Source organism: Frigoribacterium sp. CFBP 13707 (assembly GCF_014842245.1).
Taxonomy (GTDB): domain Bacteria; phylum Actinomycetota; class Actinomycetes; order Actinomycetales; family Microbacteriaceae; genus Frigoribacterium; species Frigoribacterium endophyticum.
The window spans coordinates 1-17,145 of the sequence record NZ_JACYVL010000011.1 but is presented as its reverse complement, the minus strand read 5'-3'; the positions used below and the strand labels follow the sequence as shown (position 1 = coordinate 17,145).

The following is a 17,145-nucleotide window of genomic DNA, read 5'->3' as shown; positions in this document are numbered from 1 at the left end:
GGTCTAGCGTGCACGACATGACGACTGCGAACACCGAGACGGCCGCCAAGGCCGGCTCGTCGGCCCACGGCCCCGCGACCCTGCTGATCCTGGGGGCGAGCGGAGACCTCGCCTCGCGCCTCCTCATGCCCGGCCTCGGCGGGCTGCTCGCCCACGAGCCCCAGCGTCGCGTGCAGCTGATCGGCGCCGGCGTCGAGGAGTACACCGCCGAGGAGTGGACCCAGCGCGTGCGCGACTCGTTCGCGTCGGTCGACGCCTCGGGCCCCGCCGTCGACGCCCTGCTCGAGTCGACGCGGTACGTCACGGCCGACGTGACCGGCGCCGAGGGGCTGCGCACGCTCCTCGAGGCCTGCGACTCGCCGCCCTCGATCTACTTCGCCCTGCCGCCGGCGATCACCGAGAAGGCCTGCGCGGCGCTGCGGGAGGTCGACCTGCCCGACGGCACGGCCCTCGCCCTCGAGAAGCCCTTCGGCACCGATCTGGCGTCGGCGAAGGCGCTCAACCGCTCGGTGCTGAAGCTCGTGCCCGAGGACCAGGTGCACCGCGTCGACCACTTCCTCGGCCGGTCGACCGTGCTGAACCTGCTCGGGCTCCGCTTCGCGAACCGCCTCATCGAGCCGATGCTCAACAACCAGCACGTCGAGAGCGTCGAGATCGTCTACGACGAGGAGCTCGCGCTCGAGAACCGCGCCCGCTACTACGACCACGCCGGCGCGATGGTCGACATGATCCAGAGCCACCTGCTGCAGGTGATGGCCGTGCTGACGATGAACGCGCCCGCGACCCTCACCGCCGCCGACCTCCGCGACGAGAAGGAGCTCGTGCTGCGCGCCACCCGCATCTGGCAGGACGACGCGACGCGCCACACCCGCCGGGCCCGCTACGGCGCCGGCTCGGTCGACGGCCGCGAGCTGCCGGCGTACGCCGACGAGCAGGGCGTCGACCCGTCGCTCGAGACCGAGACGCTCGCCGAGGTCGTCGTCGAGGTGCAGAACTGGCGCTGGGCCGGCGTGCCGATCCTGCTCCGCTCGGGCAAGGCGCTTGCCTCGCGCCGCCGCGAGATCGTCATCACCTTCCGCCCGCCGGCCCACGTGCCGCGCGAGTTCGTCGGCGGCGGCGAGCCCGACCGCCTGCGCATCGCGATCAGCCCCGACGAGATGTCGCTCGAGCTGAACGTGAACGGGCCGGGCGACGCGTACGACCTCTCCCGCGCCTCCTTGAAGGCCGTCTTCGGCGCGTCGGACCTGACGGCCTACGGCGAGGTGCTCGAGGGCATCCTCGACGACGACCCGACGCTGTCGGTGCGCGGCGACTCCGCCGAGGAGGGCTGGCGCATCCTGACGCCGGTCGTGCAGGCCTGGTCGAGCGGGGTCGTGGCCCTCGACGAGTACCCGGCCGGCTCGGCCGGGCCGTCGTCGTGGCCCGCGGGGCCCCTGCAGGGCGAGCCCGCCGAGCGCTCCGAGGAGGGCGCCGAGCTCGCCCACGACGCCGACGACCCGCAGGCCGGGCGCGACTGAGCCGGCGTCGCGGGCGATCGCCGGCTCCGGGCCGCCGACGGTCCGGGGCGCGCGCGCTGCCGCGTACGCTGCCGCTGCCGCTGACGACCTGAGGGAGTCGCGGGTCGGCCCTGCGCTCAGCCGAGCGTCACGAAGGCGGTGACGTCGTCGCGCGGCAGCTCGTCCGCGACCGCGGTGACCGTCATCGACCGCAGCCCCACGTACGCGCCGTAGCTCGAGAGGAACGCGGTGTCGCTCGCGTCGCGCCCGGTCGCGATGCGCACGAGCGTCTGCCGCGGGGCGAGGGCCGTCGCGTCGACGACGTGCCACGCCCCGTCGACCCAGGCCTCGGCGACGGCGTGGAAGTCCATCGGCGCGAGTCCCGGAGCGTAGACCGACACGAGTCGGGCGGGAACGTCGAGCGCCCGCAGCAGGGCGACGACGAGGTGCGCGTAGTCGCGGCAGACGCCCCGCCGGTCGAGCAGCGTCTGGACGGCGCCGTCGGTCGGGGCGCTCGCGCCCGGGACGTACGCCAGCTGGGCGCCCACCCACGAGCTCACCGCGGCGAGGAGCCCACGCCCCTCGAGTCCCCGGAACTCGGCACGGGCGGTGGGGGCGAGGGTGTCCGACTCGCAGTAGCGGCTCGGCCGCCGGTAGCGCACGAGGTCGATCTCGTCGCGCTCGGGGGCGTCGGCGTGGCCGGTCACGGTGGCCCGGTAGTCGACGACGACCGTGCCGGGGCCCACCTCGCAGAGGTGCAGCCGCGTGCCGTGGCGGTCGTCGACCTCGCGCACGTCGACGGGCTCGCCGTCGAGCGTGACGACGAGCTGCTCGTCGAGCTCCGTGCCCGGCAGGCGCGCGGCGGCGATCGAGAGGACGAGCTCGGCGGGGCCCGCCACGTCGAGGTCGAGGTGGGCGGTGGCGGTTCGGCGCATGCGCCGATGATGCCAGGCCCCGGGGTCGGGCACGTGTCGGCCCCGTCACGGGCTCGTGACACGCCGTCCGAGGCACTAGCGCGGGGGTCTCGGCGGTGTCAAGGGGTCGGGACCGGAGCCGTCCATGCCCGGGCGGGCATCTACCGTAGTGAGCTGAGGAGGAGCACGTTGGGGACACTGTTCTACGGGTCGGACCGGACGGCCGTCGACATCGACGACCGGACGCTCGCGCACCTCCAGCTCGCCGTCGTCGCGAAGCTGCGTCGGCACGAGAGCTTCTCCCTCACCTGGCGCGACACCGACGGCTCGGGCCAGGGGCGCCACGTGCTCTGGGTGCACGAGTCCATCCCGCTCCGTTTCGTCTACGCCGGCAGCCGCATGGCCGCGATCAACCGCGCGTGGGTCGACGCGATGCTCGCGACGGCGACCACGACCACGGGCATGCGCGTCGTCCCCGAGCCTCCGCTCGGCAGCGCGGCCGTCACCGCCGGGGACGCGGCCTCCGCGCTGGGCTGACCCGCGCCTCCGCGGGGGGCCGTGCGTCCGTGCTGGGGACGGCGCCGGTGACCGACATCCTCGCGGCACGGCTGTCAGGGGTCGGCGGTTGGATCGGGGCATGCCCTCGTACCGCGTCGCCCTCTCCGTGGGCACCCTGCGCCCCGGTTCCCGCCCCGACGAGCTGCTGCCCCGCGCCGCCGACGCCGCGGCCGAGCTGACGACGGTGGAGGCGCGCGACATCCTGCTGAGCCGCGGCGAGCCCCAGCTCGTCGTGCGCTACACCTCGCCCGACGACGACGTGGCGGTGGCCGTCGGTGCCGTGGTCGAGGCGACGGTCGGCGAGCTCGCCGACGTCCTCAGCGGCCGGGTGCTGCGCCGCGACGGCGGGGCCTGGACGCTGGTCGCGGCCGTCTGACGCGGGCCGGTCGGTGCGAGCCTCCCTGCGGGCCGGGCCGGGCCGTGCCGTGACCACGTGCTGGAGAGGTTCCCCACACGGAATCGCTATCAGACACCCGCGCTGCCGTGGATCTCCCCCTGCCGATGGAGGTGTCAGCGCCCTCACGTGCGTAATGGTTACGTGTAACACTCACGTATCACCGACCAGGGAGACTGCATGTCCGTGTCAAAGAAGAAGGTCAGCGCCTACCTGGCCGCCATGGTCGTCATGGCTTCCCTGATGACCTCGACGACACCGACCATGGCGGTGGCAGCGGAGTCTGACGTCTGCCCCTCCCTCCCGAAGACGACGACAGAGTTCGACGGCGTTCCCGGTCCCATCTTCTGGAAGCGCCTGCAGTGCATGGCGAGCCTGCCCTCGGAGAGGCCCTACACCTACGAGATCGACGGGGTCATGGGCCCCAACTCTTGGCTCGGGGTCTCCGCGCGACTCAAGCTCGGCAAGTACCACGCGGGGCCGCTCGACAACGGGAACAACCCCGCCAACATCCTCGCCCTGCAGAAATGGGCCCTGGACCACAACCGCCCGATCTGGCACACGGGCGGCTGGAATGTCCCGACCTACCAGGCAGTCGCCTGGTGCCTGAATCGATCGTTCTGAGTACTGAACCGGAAGGGCCCCTGCATCCGCAGGGGCCCTTCCGGCGTTGGGCAGTCGTACCCGGACTGGATGTACTCCATCCACAGGATCGGCTGACGATCAAGACTTCCGCCATCATGCTGGCAAGGTCGGGCTCAGCCCACGCCGGGCGCGGGGCGGGGCGGGCGGACGAGTCGCCGCTCCCACGCTCCGGTCGGCACGTCGAGCTTGCGCGTGCCGTCGGCGACGAAACCGTGCCGGGCGTAGAACGCAAGGGCCCGGGCGTTTCGCTCGAAGGCCCAGAGGTAGGCGGCACCATCGCCCAGCGCCTTCCGCAGGAGGGCGTCGGCGAGGCCGCCGCCGCGGTGGGCGGCGCCGACGTAGAGGGTCGTCAGCTCGACGAGGTCGAGGTCGAACGGGTCGTGGCGGAGGTCGCCGTGCGCCCAGCTGACGACGCCGGCCACCTCGCCGCGCGCGTCGTCGGCCGAGGGGCCCCGTGCATCGTCGCCCGGGGTGTCGTCAGCGTCGTCGCCCGAGGTGTCCGGCGCGGCGTCGCGCACCCGGGCGACCACTACGTGCCGCGCCGGCGAGGCGACGCGCAGGCCCCACGAGGCGACCCTCTCGGGCACGCCCACGGCCGCGAGGTAGGCCGGGTCGACGACGTCGCGGTAGGCCTCCCGCCACGTCTCGGTCTGGAACACGGCGATGTCGTGCACGTCGGCGGCGCTGGCGGTCCGCAGCGTCCAGGGCAGCGCCTCGGGTCGCGCCGCGCGACGCGCCTCGGCGTCGTCGCGGGGCTCCGGCGGGGTCATGCGCCCATCCTGCCCAGGGCGACCGGACCGTGTCCGGGCGACCCGCGCCTCCTCGACCTCTCCCCCGGCGGGTGCGTAGGCTCGGCGCATGAGGGGACAGGCGAAGGTCGCGACCGTGCTGCTGACGGCGGCGCTCGGGGCCGTCGTGCTCGCCGGCTGCGGCGACGACGAGCCGGTCGTCGAGGTGACGCCGAGCCCCGTCAGCCCCACCACGACTCCCGAGCCCGCGACGCCGGAGCCCACGCCCGCGCCGACCGTGACCGTGCCCGCCTCCCCCGGCGACGGCGCGTCGGAGCCCGGCCCGGCCCCGACCTCGCTCGTGCCCGTGCCGCGCGAGGAGGACGAGTTCAAGACCATCCCGCCGCAGGACTGAGGGTCGACGCCGGGCGGGCGGGTGCGACCGGGGCGGGCCGTCACGGTCGCCCGGCGGGGTCGCACTCGCCCGCCGACTCCCGAGCCCCGCACGCCGAGCCGGCGCCGGACGGGACGACGACGGCGGGGCGCCTCCCGAGGGAGGCGCCCCGCCGTGAGCGGGTCAGGCCGGACCGATCAGTACCAGTTGACCGACTGGCTGTGGCCCCAGGCGCTGCACGGGGTGCCGTACGCGCGCTTGATGTAGTCGAGGCCCCAGGCGACCTGCGTCGAGGCGTTGGTCGCCCAGTCGCTGCCGGCCGTGGCCATCTTGCTGCCCGGCAGGGCCTGCGGGATCCCGGTCGCGCCGCTCGGGTTGTAGGCCTGGTAGTTCCAGCCGGACTCCTTGGTCCAGAGGTTCACGAGGCAGCCGTACTGGTCGCTGCCCCAGCCGTACTTCGACGAGGCGAGGGCCTGCGCGGTGGCCTTGGCGCCGGCGGGCGTGTTCTGCGCGGCGAGGGCCGCGGCGGCGTCGGCGGCGGCCTGCGCGGCGGCGGCGGCCTGCCGGTCGGCCTCCGCCTGGGCGGCGGCCGCTGCGGCGGCGGCGGCTGCGGCGTCGGCCTGGCGGTCGGCCTCGGCGGCGGCGGACTGCACCGTGCGGGCGCTGTCGACGGTCGCGGCGACCCGGTCGGCGAGCGTGTCGGCGTCGAGCGACTCGTAGTCGGCGAGCGAGGCGACGCTGGTCTGCAGGGCCGAGGCGTCGACCTTGCCCTGCGACGACGCGACGACCTGCGACGCGGCGTCCAGAGTGGCCTTCGCCTGGGCGTCGGCGAGGGCCGACGCGATGGCGTCCTCCTGCCTCTCGGTCTCGGCGGCGTGAGCGGCGGCGACGGCCTCGGCCGACGGAGCTCGGTTCACGAGGGCGAAGCCGGAGCCGGTCACGAGGGCGACCGCGGCGATCGAGCCGATCGCGATCGTGCGGCGACGAGCGGTGCGGCGACGGGCGGAGGCGAGCTCGCGGCGGGTGGGGGCGGCCGCGGCGGGGGCCGTCGGCCTCGTGCCCTCGGCGGGCACGGTGGCGCTGGTGTTCTCGGGGGTCATGTCGTCCAATGCTCGGCCGACCCGCGCCTCCGGAGGGGGTCCGGGTGCTCCTCGAGGGAGCGGGCACGCGTCACGCGGGGGCGATCACCGCGCTGGCGGTGTCGGACGGTCCCTCCGGATCTCGGGGCACGGCGTCTCCGGCCTGCGGGGGCAGGCTCCCGAGGTTCGGGCGAGACGGCGCGAGGACGCGTCGGCGTGACGGGGTCGGTGTCGGTGGTGCGGCAGGGCTCAGGGCCCGTTCCTTCGTCCGCGCTCCCGCGGGGGACAGGGCGTACGCGCAGACGAAGCGGCAAGCATGCACGCCCGGCCTGAACGGGACCGACCGGCTTCCTGGCAAACCCCTGTGCGGTCTCGACCCCGCGGCACATGCCCAGGCCGGAATGTGTCCGGGGCAGCTCAGTGCAGGCGGGTGAACCGGGGCCCGTCGTGCTCGCCCCGCGTCACGTGCGCGACGAAGTCGGCGAGGGGGCGCACCCAGAACGAGTAGTCGTCGTAGAGCTTGCGGTAGAAGACCAGCGGCTCCTCGGTCTCGCTGTGCCGCCCGGTGCCGACGACCTCATAGAGGGCGCCCTTGAAGTGGCGGTAGATGCCGGGCTCGGGAGGCGCGGGCGGGGTCGCGGGGGCGGGCGTCGGCTCGGTCATCGCCCCAGGCTAGGACGCCGTCGGCCCACGACGAACCCCGTCCTCGCACGGGAACCACGCCGCGGCGCGGTTCCTCGGCGAAGACGGGGTTCGTCAGCGAGGAGGCGGTGGTGCCGTTACTTGATCGCGGCGCGGATCTCGGCGGCGGCACCGGCGACGTCGTCGGCCGAGTAGATCGCGGCACCGGCGACGGCGACCTGCGCGCCGGCGTCCTGCACGGAGCCGACCGTGGCGGCCTTGACGCCGCCGGCGACCGAGAACGGCACGCCCGAGGCGCGGCCGGCCTCGAGCAGCTTCTCGAAGGTGAAGCCCTCCTCGGCCTGCTCGTCGAGGCCGGCGTGCATCTCGACGAACTCGGCGCCGAGCGCGACGACCTCCTTGGCGCGGGCGGCCTTGTCGCTGACGCCGATCAGGTCGACGACGATGCCCTTGCCGTGCGCCTTCGCGGCCTTGACGGCACCGGCGATGGTGCTGTCACCAGCGACGCCGAGCACGGTGACCAGGTCGGCACCGGCCTTGAAGGCCTCGTCGGCCTCCAGCTCGCCGGCGTCCATCGTCTTGAGGTCGGCGAACACGATCTTGTCGGGGTGCGCCTCCTTGATCGCGGTGATGGCGCGGAAGCCCTCCGCCTTGATCAGCGGGGTGCCGAGCTCGATGATGTCGACGCTCGGGGCGGCGGCGGCCGCCAGCTCGAGGGCGGCGTCGGTGGTCAGGGTGTCCATGGCGAACTGCAGCTTCATGTGGTGCTCCTTCTGTGGTGGGGTGAGGGGGTGTCGAGGAGGCGCGGTGCGGCTACTCGAGGTTGGCGTGGCGGGGCCACATGTCGTCGGCGCTCTGGCCCGACCGCTGCCAGAGGGCGTGGAACAGCGCGTCGCCGACCAGCACGACGACCTGCTCGAAGAGGCCGCCGGCGTACTGCGCCGAGGCGGCCCCCGAGCGGTCGAGCTTGTCGGCGGCGGGCACGATCAGCACGGCCGTGGCGACCTCGGCGAGGGGCGACGAGTCGTCGGTGGTGACCGCGGCGACGCGGGCCCCGGCGTCGACGGCCGACTGGGCCGCGCCGACGATGCCGCCGGTGGTGCCCGAGCCGCTCGCCGTGAGCAGCACGTCGCCCTCGCCGATCGCCGGCGCGGTCACCTCGCCCACGACGTGGACGGTGAGGCCCAGGTGCATGAGGCGCATGGCCGTCATGCGGAGCGCCAGGCCCGAGCGGCCGGCTCCGTGCACGAAGACGCGGCGCGCCCCCGAGAGCAGGTCGGCCACGGCCGCGAGCCCGTCGGGGTCGGTGTCGACGACGGCACGGACGGCCCGGTCGACCTCGGCGCGCACGAGGTCGAGCGCGACGGAGGGGACGGCGGCGTCGGGGCGGTCGGCGGTGTCTGCGGGAGGCATGGCTCCTGGTCTACGCGCACCGCGCCTCCCCGGGGCCGTCCGTCCGGTGGGGGCGACCTGCCCGAACGGGTAGGTCGAGGAGGCGCGGGTAGGGTCGGGCGGGTGACCGACGACGACCTGCCGCTGCCCTCGCCCGCCAGCCGGGCCCTCGTCGTCGAGCACGCCCGGGCCGTGTCGGACCTCGTCGACCGGCAGGCCCTCACGCTCGAGTCGCTGCTCGCGACGCTCCGCTCGACCCGGCTCGACGACCGCGCCGCCCGGACGCTCGCGACCGAGATCGCGGCCTCGGCCATGGTCGAGATCCGCACCGAGACCGACCAGCAGCGCTCGCTGCTGCTCGAGCCGGTGGTCGGGGCCTTCGCGCGCCTCCGGAACGACCTGCGGCCCCTCGTGCGGTTCGGCGACCTCGACGTGCAGTTCGTCGAGCCGCCCGCGACCGGCCGGGCCCTGCCCGGCGAGGTGGCCCACGCCGCGCGCGCCATCGTGCGGAGCGCCGTGCTCGCCCTCGTCGACTCCGGGCGGTCGAGCCGGGTGCGGATCCAGTGGGACTGCGACGGGCTCAACCTGCTGATCGGCATCCGCGACGACGGGGCCGGCGAGCTGACGGTGCACGACGACTCGCTGCGGCCGATCGCCGAGCGGGTCGCGGCGCTCGACGGCTCGCTCGACGTGGCGTCGACGCCGGGGTGGGGCAGCGACGTCGCCGTGACGCTGCCGCTCGACCCGCCCGCGGAGCCGGGCAGCCTCGACGAGTCGGTCGTCCTCAGCCCGCGCGAGCGCGAGGTGCTGCGGCTCGTCGCGTCGGGGGCGCGCAACCGGTCGATCGCCCAGGCGCTCGGCATCAGCGAGAACACGGTGAAGTTCCACGTCTCGAACCTGCTGCGGAAGGCCGGGGCCGCGACCCGCGCCGAGCTGACCGCGCTCGCCCGGTAGGGGCCCTCTCAAATTCGAGAGGGATCCGCGGCGGAGGAGCGCAGGGACGCGGGAGTCGCGGGTCGAGATCACAGATCACTCTCGTTCTGCCCGGACCGGCCCCTCGCCGGGCAGACTGGACGCACTGTGGACGAGACACCGGACGCGACGCCCCCCGCCCCGCACGGCCCCGACCGGCCGGCCGACGCCGGCACGCCCGCGGCCGCCTCCACTCCCGCCGCCGCACCCCGCCGCCTCCCGGGCCGCGCCGCCCTCCTCGCGGGCGCCGCCGCGCTGGCCCTCGTCGTCGCCGGCGCCGTCGCCGTCGCGGTGACCCGCGGCGAGCCCGCCGCCGCGCCGACCTCCGCGCCCGCCGCCGCGCCGACGCCCAGCCCGAGCCCCACCGCCGCGCCGGCCCCGGCGGCCGTGCCCGCGCCTCCCTCGCCCGAGGCCCTGGCCGCGCTCCCGCTCGCGTTCTTCGACGCGGTCGTGCCCGAGCTGCTCGACGGCGGCGACCTCACGCCGACCAACCAGTGGACGATCGCGACCCCGCGAGCCGCGCTCGTCGCCCTCTACGCGAGCCCCTCGGCCGACGCGGCCCCGGTCGCGACGTTCGGCGCCACCGTCCCGACGCTGAACCGCCCCGCCGCCACCGCGGTCTGGGGCACGAGCCCGGGCCTCGACGGCGGCATGGTGCTCGTGGCGACGCCCGCCCGCAACGCCACGCCCGGCGACGGCGGGGTCGCCGCCGCCCCGAGCGCGACGTTCGCGTGGGCACGGGCGGCCGACTTCACGCTCAGCCCCGCGACGCAGTCGGTGCTCGTCGACAACGCCAGCTCGGTGATCTCGGTGCTCGGCCAGGACGGGGCGGTCTCAGCCCAGGAGGTCGCTCGCCTCGGCTCCCCCGACGACCCCACGCCGGCCGGGACGGCCACCTACATGGAGGCCAACTACGTCGACCCGAGCATCGGCTACACGCAGGGCCAGCCGATCGCGCTGACCGGCGCGCACTCGCCGCTGCTGGCGGGGTACGGCGGCAACTCCGCGCTGACGGCGATCCACTACTACCCCGACCCCACCGGCTCCTCGCACGGGTGCGTCCGGGTGTCGGCGGCGATGACGCAGGCGCTGGCGACGCTGCCCGTCGGCACGCCGATCCAGTTCACCTGACCGCGGGAGGCGCGGGCGGGGCCGGGCGCGCACCGCGCCTCTCCCAGGGCCTGCGGAAGAGATCTGCACGAGTTCGTCAGGATCCGTCCTCCGGCGACATTCCTAGGTGAGGGGGGTGGACATGGACCTGACGACGGAGAGCGACTCCGATCTCGTACGACGCACGGCGACGGGCGACCGGCACGCGCTGTCGACGATCTTCGACCGCTACGCGCCGGCCGTGACCCGGTACGCGTGGGCACTGGTCGACAGCCGCATGGACGTCGAGGAGGTCGTGCAGGACACGCTCGTGACGATGTGGCGGCGGTCGGCCGAGATCGTGCTGCACGACGGGTCGCTGCTGCCCTGGCTGCTCGTCGCGTGCCGCAACCACGCGATGAACCTCCGTCGCAAGCGGGTCCGTGACTCCGCCGACGAGCTGCCGCTCGACCTCGCCGACCTCGACCAGGAGGACGCGGCCGAGGCGCGGGAGCGGCTCCGCTGGGTGCGCTCCGAGATCGACGCCCTCAGCCCCCTCGACCAGCAGGTCATCGAGCTGTGCCTCATCGAGGGACGCTCCTACGCCGAGGCCGCGAAGGCGCTCGGCATCAGCGTCGGCTCCCTCACCCAACGGGTGAGCCGGAGCCGCGCCCGACTCAGGAAGGCGGTGACGAACGATGGACGTTGAGCCCCCCGTCGGTGACGACCTGAACCGCATGCTCGTCTCGATGAAGCAGCAGGTGCTGCAGCGAGCGGCGGCCGAGCCCCCCGCGAAGCCCCGCCCGTGGGCCCGCCGGCACCTCGGCCTCACCCTCGGCCTCGTGGCGCTGCTCGGCATCGGCGGCGCCTCGGGCGCCCTCGCGCTCGTGCTGCCCTCGCCGTTCGAGGCGGCCGCGCCGGCCTCGCCGACGAGCACCCCGGAGCCCTCGGCGACGCCGCGCGCGACGGCGACCCCGACCTTCACTCCGGCCGCGCCCGAGCAGGACCCGGTGCCGCGGCCCGCGTACGACGTGGACTGCGCGACGCTCGGCGACCAGATCGGGGTCACGGGCGTGATCGCGACCGCGACGCCGATCGACCTCGGGCCCGGGCAGTTCCGGCCGGCCACCGCTGCCTACCGGCAGGCCGGCGCCCTCGCCTGCACGTGGACCCCGACGGGCGATCCCTACGAGCAGTCCCGGGTCTCGGTCACCGTCGTCCCGGCGGGCGATCGGGGCCTCGAGTGGATCTCCGGGCTGAGGCAGTCGGGGCTGCCGAGCCTGGGCCTCGGCGACGCCTCCGCCGCGGCCTGCGACCCCGGGGCGTCGTCGTGCAACACCTCGGTCGTCGTCGGCCCGTGGTGGTTCCAGACGTCGAGCAACGTGGTCGACCCCGTGACGTACGCGTCGACCGCCTCGGTCGACGCCGTGCGGCCGGTGGTCGCGGCGCTGGTGGAGCAGCTGGCGGCGGCGACCCCTCCGCCCGCCTGGGAGGTGCCGGCGGGGGCCTGGCAGCTCGCGGGCTGCGAGGCGGCGCCGAGCTCTGAGGAGCTCAGCCGCGCCGTCGGCGAGGTGGACTACGAGCCGGTCGTCGATCACGCGTCCCTGACCACGGAGACGGGCATCGAGACGACGCTGCTGACGGACGGGCACTGCTCGTGGTCCGTCCTGCCCGACGCGTCGGTGAGCTACTCCTTCAGCAGTCTCGACGTCCGGTGGGTGACCGGTGGCGGATGGGCTCCCGGCACCGCGACTCTCCCGGGCAGGCCGGTCGAGGTGGCCGGTGCCGACCGCGCCACGGCGGGCTGCATCTCCGACGAGGGAACGGGTTGCTGGATCGACGTGGTCGTGGCGGACAGCTGGGTCCACGTCTCCACCGGGGTCACGGAGTTCACCGACGACACCCCGCTGCGGCTCATCCCCGCCGTGGAGGCGATCATCGCCGCGGGCACGCGCGGCTGACGAGACCCGGCTCGGCGCGGGGGCGCCGGGCCGTGGTCGGCCGCCGGGGGGCGGTCGGCCCGGGGTCGGGGGCCGGTGCGGGGGCACCGGCCCACGACCTCGTCACGCGCGAGGCGCAGAAGACGCGCGAGGCGCAGAAGGCACAGGAGGCGCGGGAGGCCGCTGCAGGTCAGCTCCGGAAGAGGCGGATCGTCCCCTGCAGCCCCGCCCCCGCGTCCGCCGCGACCGTGCCGGTGCGGGCGAAGTCGGCCCAGATCTGGCGCACCCGCCGCCCGCGGCGGTCGACGTCGGCCCAGTCGGCGTCGCCGACGAGCATCGTGTGCCCCCAGCTGTCGACGCCGCCGAGCAGCAGCGGCACGTCGGTCACGTGCGCCGCGCCGAAGACGGCCCCCTCCGGGGCCCAGGTGAGCTCGTAGCGGACGGCCCGGCCGCCGGCCGCCCGGTGCCGCGCCGCGAACGCGCGGGCGTCGCGCCCGTAGATCGCGTAGGTGGTCGCGCCGACGAGCAGCCGCCGGAAGACCCGCCCGATGACGGGCAGCGCAGCCAGGCGCTCCAGCGCCGGCACGAACGCGAAGAACAGGCCCGTCTCTTCGCTGGTCGAGCCGATGAGGAGGTCGACCTCGGGCGCGACCTCGCGCCACGCGGCCTCCCGGTCCGCCTCGGCGGGCAGGGGCGCCTGGCCGTACTGCAGCCCGAACGCCATGCCCCCGCGGAGGCCGAACCGGCGGGCGGCCTTCTCGGCCGCGGCCTGGAGGGCGAGCACCTGCGCGACGGGGGCGTTCCGGGGCGGGGTGCCCACCGCCTCCACCATGGCTCGGTTCATGCGCGAGCGGCCGCGGGTGATGCCGAGCGGCGCGCTCTGCACGATCGCGCGGCGGAAGAGGCCCCGGGCGCCCTCGCTGATCATCAGGTGGGCGACCGAGTCGCCGCCCGCCGACTGGCCGAAGAGCGTCACGCGGTCGGGGTCGCCGCCGAGCGCCGCGACGTTCTCGTGCACCCAGCGCACGGCGGCCACCTGGTCGAGCAGCCCGAGGTTGGCGGGCACCGAGGCGCCGTCGCCGTAGAAGCCCAGCATGCCGAGGCGGTAGGTCACCGTCACGACGACGACGCGCTGCTCGGCCACGAGCGCCCGCGGGTCGTAGACGCCGAGGTCGCCGGCGCCCGTGACGTACGAGCCGCCGTGGATCCACACCATCACCGGCAGCGACTCCCCCGGCTCGAGGTCGGCGGGCAGCGTGATCGACAGCGCCTGGCACCGCTCGGAGTCGACCATGCCGTCGCTCGCGCCCTCGATCAGGGCGCTGAGGGTGCGCGACGAGAGCTGCGGCGAGGCGGGCGCGCGCGAGAAGGCCTCGTAGGGCACGGCCCGGCCGTCGGCGTCGACCGCAGGAGTCGCGGGTCGGGGAGCCTCGAAGCGCTCGGCCTCCGCGTACGGCACGCCGAGCACCCGCACCACGTCGCCGTCGACGAGGCCGACGACGGGCCCGCTCGGCGGGGCGAAGGAGCGGGTCTCACGAGGGGCTCGGGGCTGGGTCGGCGCGGTCACCGCCCCACGCTAGTCGCGCCTCCCCGGGGCCGGGCTCCGCGCTCGGTAGCGTGCGAGCATGATCGACTTCTCGTCCAGCTCCGTGTTCAAGCTCAGCCACATCGACCCCTCGGAGGTGCGCCCGCAGATCGAGGGACTGCTCCTCGAGGGCGAGGTGCTCCTCGTCGCCGCCAAGACGATCCGCGACTTCGTCGTCTTCACCGACAAGCGCGTCATCGCGGTCGACGTGCAGGGCATCTCGGGCAAGAAGCGCGACTTCACCTCGCTGCCGTACTCGAAGATCCAGGCGTTCTCCGTCGAGACGGCCGGCACCTTCGACCTCGACGCCGAGCTGACGCTGTGGTTCAGCGGGCTGGGCATGGTCCACTTCGAGTTCCGCGGGGCCTTCGACGTGACCTACCTCGCCAAGCTCATCGGCTCGAAGGTGCTCTGACCCGCTCGTGTCGCCCCGGCCCCGGGGACTCGCGTCGCCCCCCGTGCGCCCACGAGGCGGGCGTGGGTTCCTGGGGTCTCGCTGTGCAGTTCGGTCGTTGTCTTGAATGATTCAAAACTAGGGCTAGGGTAGAGGCAACGCCGACGGTGACGAGGAACGCCACCCGACCCGACGGTGCCGCCTCGCCGCCCAGCACGCCGAGGAGGCCCCCATGAGCACGAACCACACCCGCACCGCCGCCCCCGCCCAGCCCTTCCCGCTGGGCGGCCAGTACACCAGCACCGCTCGCCGCGACGAGCCGGTCGGCAGCTACGTGTCGTCGACCCGCGGCGCCGAGCGCCTCGTCGGGTCGTACGTCTCGCCGTCGGTGCCGCGCACCTCGCTCGGCCGCTACGTCCGCGCGCAGTTCGGTCGCCTGGCCACCCACACCTCGACGATCCGCACCCAGACCGGGTCGATCGTCCTCGGCCGCTAGCCGAGCCCCTGACCGGCACCGCTCCCCCGGCGGTGCCCCGGCGGCGTCGTCCCCCCGACGCTGCCCGACGCCCTGCCTCGCGACGTGCACACGCTTCCCGCGAGGCAGGGCGTCGCTGCGTCCGCCTGCCGCCATCGAGGTGACTCGTTCCGGGCCCCGCGCCCCGGCGAGAGCCCAGGACGAGTCACCTCGTGCGTCGTTGCGCCGGGCGACGTGCTCGCGGACTGCGCGACCGCCATCGAGGTGACCCGTGCNCCGTGGTGGGGAGGGCGGGGCGGGCCACCTCGTCGGCGGAGCCGGGTCGCTACGCGCCCTGGACCGTGTCCTTCGACTGCTGCGCGCTGTCCTTCACGTCGCCCGCGGCCGTTTGGGCCTCGTCCTTGACGGTGCCCGCCGCCTCCTGGGCGGTGTCCTTGACGCTGGCGAACGCCTCCTGCGCGGGCTCCTTGAGGTTCTGCGCGACGTCCTGCGCGGCGCCCTTGACGGCGTCGACGGCGGGGCCGGCCTGCTCCTTCGCCTGGGCGACGAGCTCCTGCTCCTTGTCCGAGGCGGGGATCAGCGACGACACGAGCCAGCCGGCGCCGAAGGCGATCAGGCCGACGGCGAGCGGGTTGCCCTTCGCCTTCTGGACGCCCTGGTGCACGGTGTCCTTCGTGGAGTCGACGGCGCCCGACGCGGCGCCGGAGACGCTGCTCGTGCCGTGGTGCGCGGTGCCCATGACGGACTCCTTGACGCTGCTGAACTTGCCCTTGACCTTGTCGGTCTGGCGGTGGGCGATGCTCGTCGGGTTCACCTTGTCGGCGAGGGCGTCGACGTCGTAGCCGAGGCCCGCCCGGGTGCGCTCGATCTCGGCCCGGATCTGCTCCGGGGTCTTGTTCTCGTCAGTGGTGCTCATCAGTGGCCTCCAGGCTTCACGGTCTCGGGGATCTTCTTGAGGGAGTCGGCCGTCTTCGGCGCCCCCGTGATGTCCTTGACTTCCTTGCGTCCGCGCGTGAACAGCACGAGCGCGACGACGGCGTAGACGACGGCGATGATCAGCGACGACCAGCCCAGGCCGATCAGCTCGCCGAGGCCCCACATCGCGGCCAGCGACAGGAAGAGCAGGGCGAACAGGCCGGTGAGGCCCGCTCCGCCGAACATGCCGGCGCCCTTGCCCGCCTTCTTGGCCGACTCGGTCAGCTCCGCCTTGGCGAGGTCGACCTCCTGGCGGAAGAGGGTGGAGATGTCGCTCGTGACGCTGCCGAGGAGGTCGCCCAGCGACGTCGTCGCCGCGCGGTCCTCCGGGTCCGGCACGCCGGGGGTGGGCCCGCCGGCGGGCACGCCGCCGCCGGGGAAGGTGGCGTCGGTCACGGGCGCGTCGCCCCCTCGCCCGGGAAGGTGCCCGGGGTGCTGGAGCTCGTGGTCGTGCCGAAGCCGGGCACGTCGCCCTCGGTGACGACGTCGTACTCGCCCGCGACGGGGCCGGTGATGGTCGCGTCGCCGGCCGGAGGCGCGGTGCGGCTCGTCACGCCCGCGGGCGTCGTCGAGGCGGTGCCGGTGCCCGTCGAGCCCGCGTCGCTCGCGTGCTCGCTCTTGGCCTCGGCCGTCAGCGCCTTGACGACGCGTCCGGCGAAGAGGCCGGAGACGGCGGCGATCGCGATGAAGGTGCCGGGCTTGCGCGCGGCGTAGTGCTTGACGTCGTCGAGCAGGGTGCCGGGGTCGCGGCCCTCGAGCCAGCTGGCGACGCCGTGGGCGCGGCCGCTGAGGTTCCGGACGAGGTCCTGCGCGAGCCCGGTGTCGCTCGAGTCGGCCATGGAGGTCAGCTGCTGGCTGACGGCGTGGAGGCCCTCGGCCGCCTTCTGCTGCTGCGCGCCGGCCTGGTCCTTCAGCTCGGAGGTGGCCTGGCCGAAGAGCTGCTTCGCCTGGCCGGACGCCTCGGAGGCGACCTTGCCGGCCTGATCCTTCGTGGTGCCCGCGACCTGCTGCGCGGAGTCCGCCGCGTCGCCGGCGACGGCCTTCACCTCGCCCTTGGCCGCGTCGGCCCCGCCGGTCCCCGACGAGTCGCCGGAGCCGGAGCCCGTGCCGGTCGTGGTGGCGCCCGGGGCGGACGTGCCCGCGACGACGGAGTCGAACGGGTCGCCCTGACCGGTGACGTCGCCCAGGGACGACGTCGAACCGGCCGCCTGGTCGTACAGGGGGGTCGACGGAGTGCCGTCGGTGTGGTCAGTGTCGCTCATGTCGAGACCTCTCGGGATGGTCGGTCGGCCGCCGGGGGAGCGGCCGCTCTGTGGTTGCGGCCACTCTCGACCGGGCGCTCCCGCACGGCGCCCGGGTTGGGCCGGAGGGGTACATCCCGTCCCAAACGTGCTTGACAGCCCGACTCGACACCGTTCGTCGACCCCGCCCGCACACGCGGAAGAGCCCCGCTGCGCGGTGCGCAGCGGGGCT

Annotated in this window: 21 protein-coding genes; 11 read left to right on the top strand and 10 right to left on the bottom strand. The window is 74.7% G+C overall.

Annotated features, from left to right (window positions below):
* Positions 1-17 precede the first annotated feature (17 nt).
* The gene (locus IFT45_RS14140; protein ID WP_192128934.1) at positions 18-1,517 is read left to right on the top strand and encodes a glucose-6-phosphate dehydrogenase; all 1,500 of its coding nucleotides are present in this window, start codon (positions 18-20) and stop codon (positions 1,515-1,517) included.
* A gap of 116 nt (positions 1,518-1,633) precedes the next feature.
* Here the strand turns inward: IFT45_RS14140 and IFT45_RS14135 are convergent, their stop codons facing one another.
* A complete protein-coding gene (locus tag IFT45_RS14135) occupies positions 1,634-2,431 on the bottom strand; it encodes a transglutaminase family protein (protein ID WP_185230491.1) in 798 nt (265 codons plus the stop codon).
* 168 nt (positions 2,432-2,599) lie between these two features.
* Between IFT45_RS14135 and IFT45_RS14130 the strand changes: the two genes are divergently transcribed.
* The 3 genes from IFT45_RS14130 to IFT45_RS14120 all read left to right on the top strand — a co-directional run bounded on the left by IFT45_RS14130 (position 2,600) and on the right by IFT45_RS14120 (position 3,986).
* Complete coding sequence (locus tag IFT45_RS14130; protein ID WP_192128933.1) at positions 2,600-2,947, top strand: ATP-dependent DNA ligase; 348 nt, start codon at positions 2,600-2,602, stop codon at positions 2,945-2,947.
* A 100-nt stretch (positions 2,948-3,047) separates the two neighbouring features.
* Entirely contained in the window at positions 3,048-3,344 is a 297-nt protein-coding gene (locus IFT45_RS14125; protein WP_056057658.1) for a hypothetical protein, read from the top strand.
* Positions 3,345-3,542: 198 nt separating this feature from the next.
* Positions 3,543-3,986 (top strand): hypothetical protein, encoded by a 444-nt coding sequence (locus tag IFT45_RS14120; protein ID WP_192128932.1) that lies wholly within the window; start codon positions 3,543-3,545, stop codon positions 3,984-3,986.
* 134 nt (positions 3,987-4,120) lie between these two features.
* Here the strand turns inward: IFT45_RS14120 and IFT45_RS14115 are convergent, their stop codons facing one another.
* Positions 4,121-4,777: a GNAT family N-acetyltransferase gene (locus tag IFT45_RS14115; RefSeq protein ID WP_192128931.1), complete on the bottom strand. Its 657-nt coding sequence runs from the start codon at positions 4,775-4,777 to the stop codon at positions 4,121-4,123.
* Between the two features lie 88 nt (positions 4,778-4,865).
* Here IFT45_RS14115 and IFT45_RS14110 point away from each other — a divergent pair, with 88 nt between their 5' ends.
* Positions 4,866-5,150 carry a hypothetical protein gene (locus IFT45_RS14110; RefSeq protein WP_192128929.1) on the top strand — a complete coding sequence of 95 codons (285 nt, stop codon included), beginning with the start codon at positions 4,866-4,868 and terminating at the stop codon, positions 5,148-5,150.
* Positions 5,151-5,326: 176 nt separating this feature from the next.
* Here the strand turns inward: IFT45_RS14110 and IFT45_RS14105 are convergent, their stop codons facing one another.
* The 4 genes from IFT45_RS14105 to hxlB form a co-directional block, all read right to left on the bottom strand.
* The gene (locus tag IFT45_RS14105) at positions 5,327-6,229 is read right to left on the bottom strand and encodes a hypothetical protein (RefSeq protein WP_197982469.1); all 903 of its coding nucleotides are present in this window, start codon (positions 6,227-6,229) and stop codon (positions 5,327-5,329) included.
* Between the two features lie 396 nt (positions 6,230-6,625).
* Entirely contained in the window at positions 6,626-6,871 is a 246-nt protein-coding gene (locus IFT45_RS14100; RefSeq protein ID WP_056057669.1) for a DUF1653 domain-containing protein, read from the bottom strand.
* Between the two features lie 116 nt (positions 6,872-6,987).
* Positions 6,988-7,611, bottom strand: coding sequence for a 3-hexulose-6-phosphate synthase (gene hxlA / locus IFT45_RS14095; RefSeq protein ID WP_167260538.1), 624 nt, complete (start codon positions 7,609-7,611; stop codon positions 6,988-6,990).
* A gap of 52 nt (positions 7,612-7,663) precedes the next feature.
* Positions 7,664-8,263: a 6-phospho-3-hexuloisomerase gene (gene hxlB / locus IFT45_RS14090; protein WP_192128927.1), complete on the bottom strand. Its 600-nt coding sequence runs from the start codon at positions 8,261-8,263 to the stop codon at positions 7,664-7,666.
* 102 nt (positions 8,264-8,365) lie between these two features.
* Between hxlB and IFT45_RS14085 the strand changes: the two genes are divergently transcribed.
* The 4 genes from IFT45_RS14085 to IFT45_RS14070 all read left to right on the top strand — a co-directional run bounded on the left by IFT45_RS14085 (position 8,366) and on the right by IFT45_RS14070 (position 12,264).
* Complete coding sequence (locus tag IFT45_RS14085) at positions 8,366-9,196, top strand: LuxR C-terminal-related transcriptional regulator (RefSeq protein WP_192046759.1); 831 nt, start codon at positions 8,366-8,368, stop codon at positions 9,194-9,196.
* A gap of 126 nt (positions 9,197-9,322) precedes the next feature.
* Positions 9,323-10,345, top strand: coding sequence for a L,D-transpeptidase (locus IFT45_RS17915; protein ID WP_192128925.1), 1,023 nt, complete (start codon positions 9,323-9,325; stop codon positions 10,343-10,345).
* 121 nt (positions 10,346-10,466) lie between these two features.
* Entirely contained in the window at positions 10,467-11,012 is a 546-nt protein-coding gene (locus IFT45_RS14075) for an RNA polymerase sigma factor (RefSeq protein WP_056057682.1), read from the top strand.
* Positions 11,002-12,264, top strand: coding sequence for a hypothetical protein (locus IFT45_RS14070; protein ID WP_192128923.1), 1,263 nt, complete (start codon positions 11,002-11,004; stop codon positions 12,262-12,264). The genes IFT45_RS14075 and IFT45_RS14070 overlap by 11 nt, the downstream gene beginning before the upstream one ends.
* Positions 12,265-12,433: 169 nt before the next feature.
* Here the strand turns inward: IFT45_RS14070 and IFT45_RS14065 are convergent, their stop codons facing one another.
* Positions 12,434-13,810 (bottom strand): carboxylesterase family protein, encoded by a 1,377-nt coding sequence (locus tag IFT45_RS14065; protein WP_192128921.1) that lies wholly within the window; start codon positions 13,808-13,810, stop codon positions 12,434-12,436.
* A gap of 58 nt (positions 13,811-13,868) precedes the next feature.
* On the opposite strand from IFT45_RS14065, the gene IFT45_RS14060 reads away from it, so the two are divergent.
* Complete coding sequence (locus tag IFT45_RS14060) at positions 13,869-14,243, top strand: PH domain-containing protein (RefSeq protein ID WP_192046762.1); 375 nt, start codon at positions 13,869-13,871, stop codon at positions 14,241-14,243.
* 211 nt (positions 14,244-14,454) lie between these two features.
* Entirely contained in the window at positions 14,455-14,718 is a 264-nt protein-coding gene (locus IFT45_RS14055; RefSeq protein WP_185230509.1) for a hypothetical protein, read from the top strand.
* A 304-nt stretch (positions 14,719-15,022) separates the two neighbouring features.
* Here the strand turns inward: IFT45_RS14055 and IFT45_RS14050 are convergent, their stop codons facing one another.
* Genes IFT45_RS14050 through IFT45_RS14040 form a run of 3 tightly spaced genes read right to left on the bottom strand, consistent with a single transcriptional unit; the run spans position 15,023 to position 16,934 of the window.
* Entirely contained in the window at positions 15,023-15,613 is a 591-nt protein-coding gene (locus IFT45_RS14050; protein ID WP_192128919.1) for a DUF3618 domain-containing protein, read from the bottom strand.
* The gene (locus IFT45_RS14045; RefSeq protein ID WP_369814278.1) at positions 15,613-16,068 is read right to left on the bottom strand and encodes a phage holin family protein; all 456 of its coding nucleotides are present in this window, start codon (positions 16,066-16,068) and stop codon (positions 15,613-15,615) included. The genes IFT45_RS14050 and IFT45_RS14045 overlap by 1 nt, the downstream gene beginning before the upstream one ends.
* Positions 16,065-16,934, bottom strand: coding sequence for a hypothetical protein (locus IFT45_RS14040; RefSeq protein ID WP_192128917.1), 870 nt, complete (start codon positions 16,932-16,934; stop codon positions 16,065-16,067). Before IFT45_RS14040 ends, IFT45_RS14045 begins: the two co-directional genes overlap by 4 nt.
* Positions 16,935-17,145 lie beyond the last annotated feature (211 nt).

Coding starts and splice junctions, on each gene's coding strand:
- IFT45_RS14140 (WP_192128934.1), top strand. CDS start 18: ATGACGACTGCGAACACCGAGACGGCCGCCAAGGCCGGCTCGTCGGCC.
- IFT45_RS14135 (WP_185230491.1), bottom strand. CDS start 2,431: ATGCGCCGAACCGCCACCGCCCACCTCGACCTCGACGTGGCGGGCCCC.
- IFT45_RS14125 (WP_056057658.1), top strand. CDS start 3,048: ATGCCCTCGTACCGCGTCGCCCTCTCCGTGGGCACCCTGCGCCCCGGT.
- IFT45_RS14120 (WP_192128932.1), top strand. CDS start 3,543: ATGTCCGTGTCAAAGAAGAAGGTCAGCGCCTACCTGGCCGCCATGGTC.
- IFT45_RS14115 (WP_192128931.1), bottom strand. CDS start 4,777: ATGACCCCGCCGGAGCCCCGCGACGACGCCGAGGCGCGTCGCGCGGCG.
- IFT45_RS14110 (WP_192128929.1), top strand. CDS start 4,866: ATGAGGGGACAGGCGAAGGTCGCGACCGTGCTGCTGACGGCGGCGCTC.
- IFT45_RS14105 (WP_197982469.1), bottom strand. CDS start 6,229: ATGACCCCCGAGAACACCAGCGCCACCGTGCCCGCCGAGGGCACGAGG.
- IFT45_RS14100 (WP_056057669.1), bottom strand. CDS start 6,871: ATGACCGAGCCGACGCCCGCCCCCGCGACCCCGCCCGCGCCTCCCGAG.
- hxlA (WP_167260538.1), bottom strand. CDS start 7,611: ATGAAGCTGCAGTTCGCCATGGACACCCTGACCACCGACGCCGCCCTC.
- hxlB (WP_192128927.1), bottom strand. CDS start 8,263: ATGCCTCCCGCAGACACCGCCGACCGCCCCGACGCCGCCGTCCCCTCC.
- IFT45_RS14075 (WP_056057682.1), top strand. CDS start 10,467: ATGGACCTGACGACGGAGAGCGACTCCGATCTCGTACGACGCACGGCG.
- IFT45_RS14070 (WP_192128923.1), top strand. CDS start 11,002: ATGGACGTTGAGCCCCCCGTCGGTGACGACCTGAACCGCATGCTCGTC.
- IFT45_RS14060 (WP_192046762.1), top strand. CDS start 13,869: ATGATCGACTTCTCGTCCAGCTCCGTGTTCAAGCTCAGCCACATCGAC.
- IFT45_RS14055 (WP_185230509.1), top strand. CDS start 14,455: ATGAGCACGAACCACACCCGCACCGCCGCCCCCGCCCAGCCCTTCCCG.
- IFT45_RS14050 (WP_192128919.1), bottom strand. CDS start 15,613: ATGAGCACCACTGACGAGAACAAGACCCCGGAGCAGATCCGGGCCGAG.
- IFT45_RS14040 (WP_192128917.1), bottom strand. CDS start 16,934: ATGAGCGACACTGACCACACCGACGGCACTCCGTCGACCCCCCTGTAC.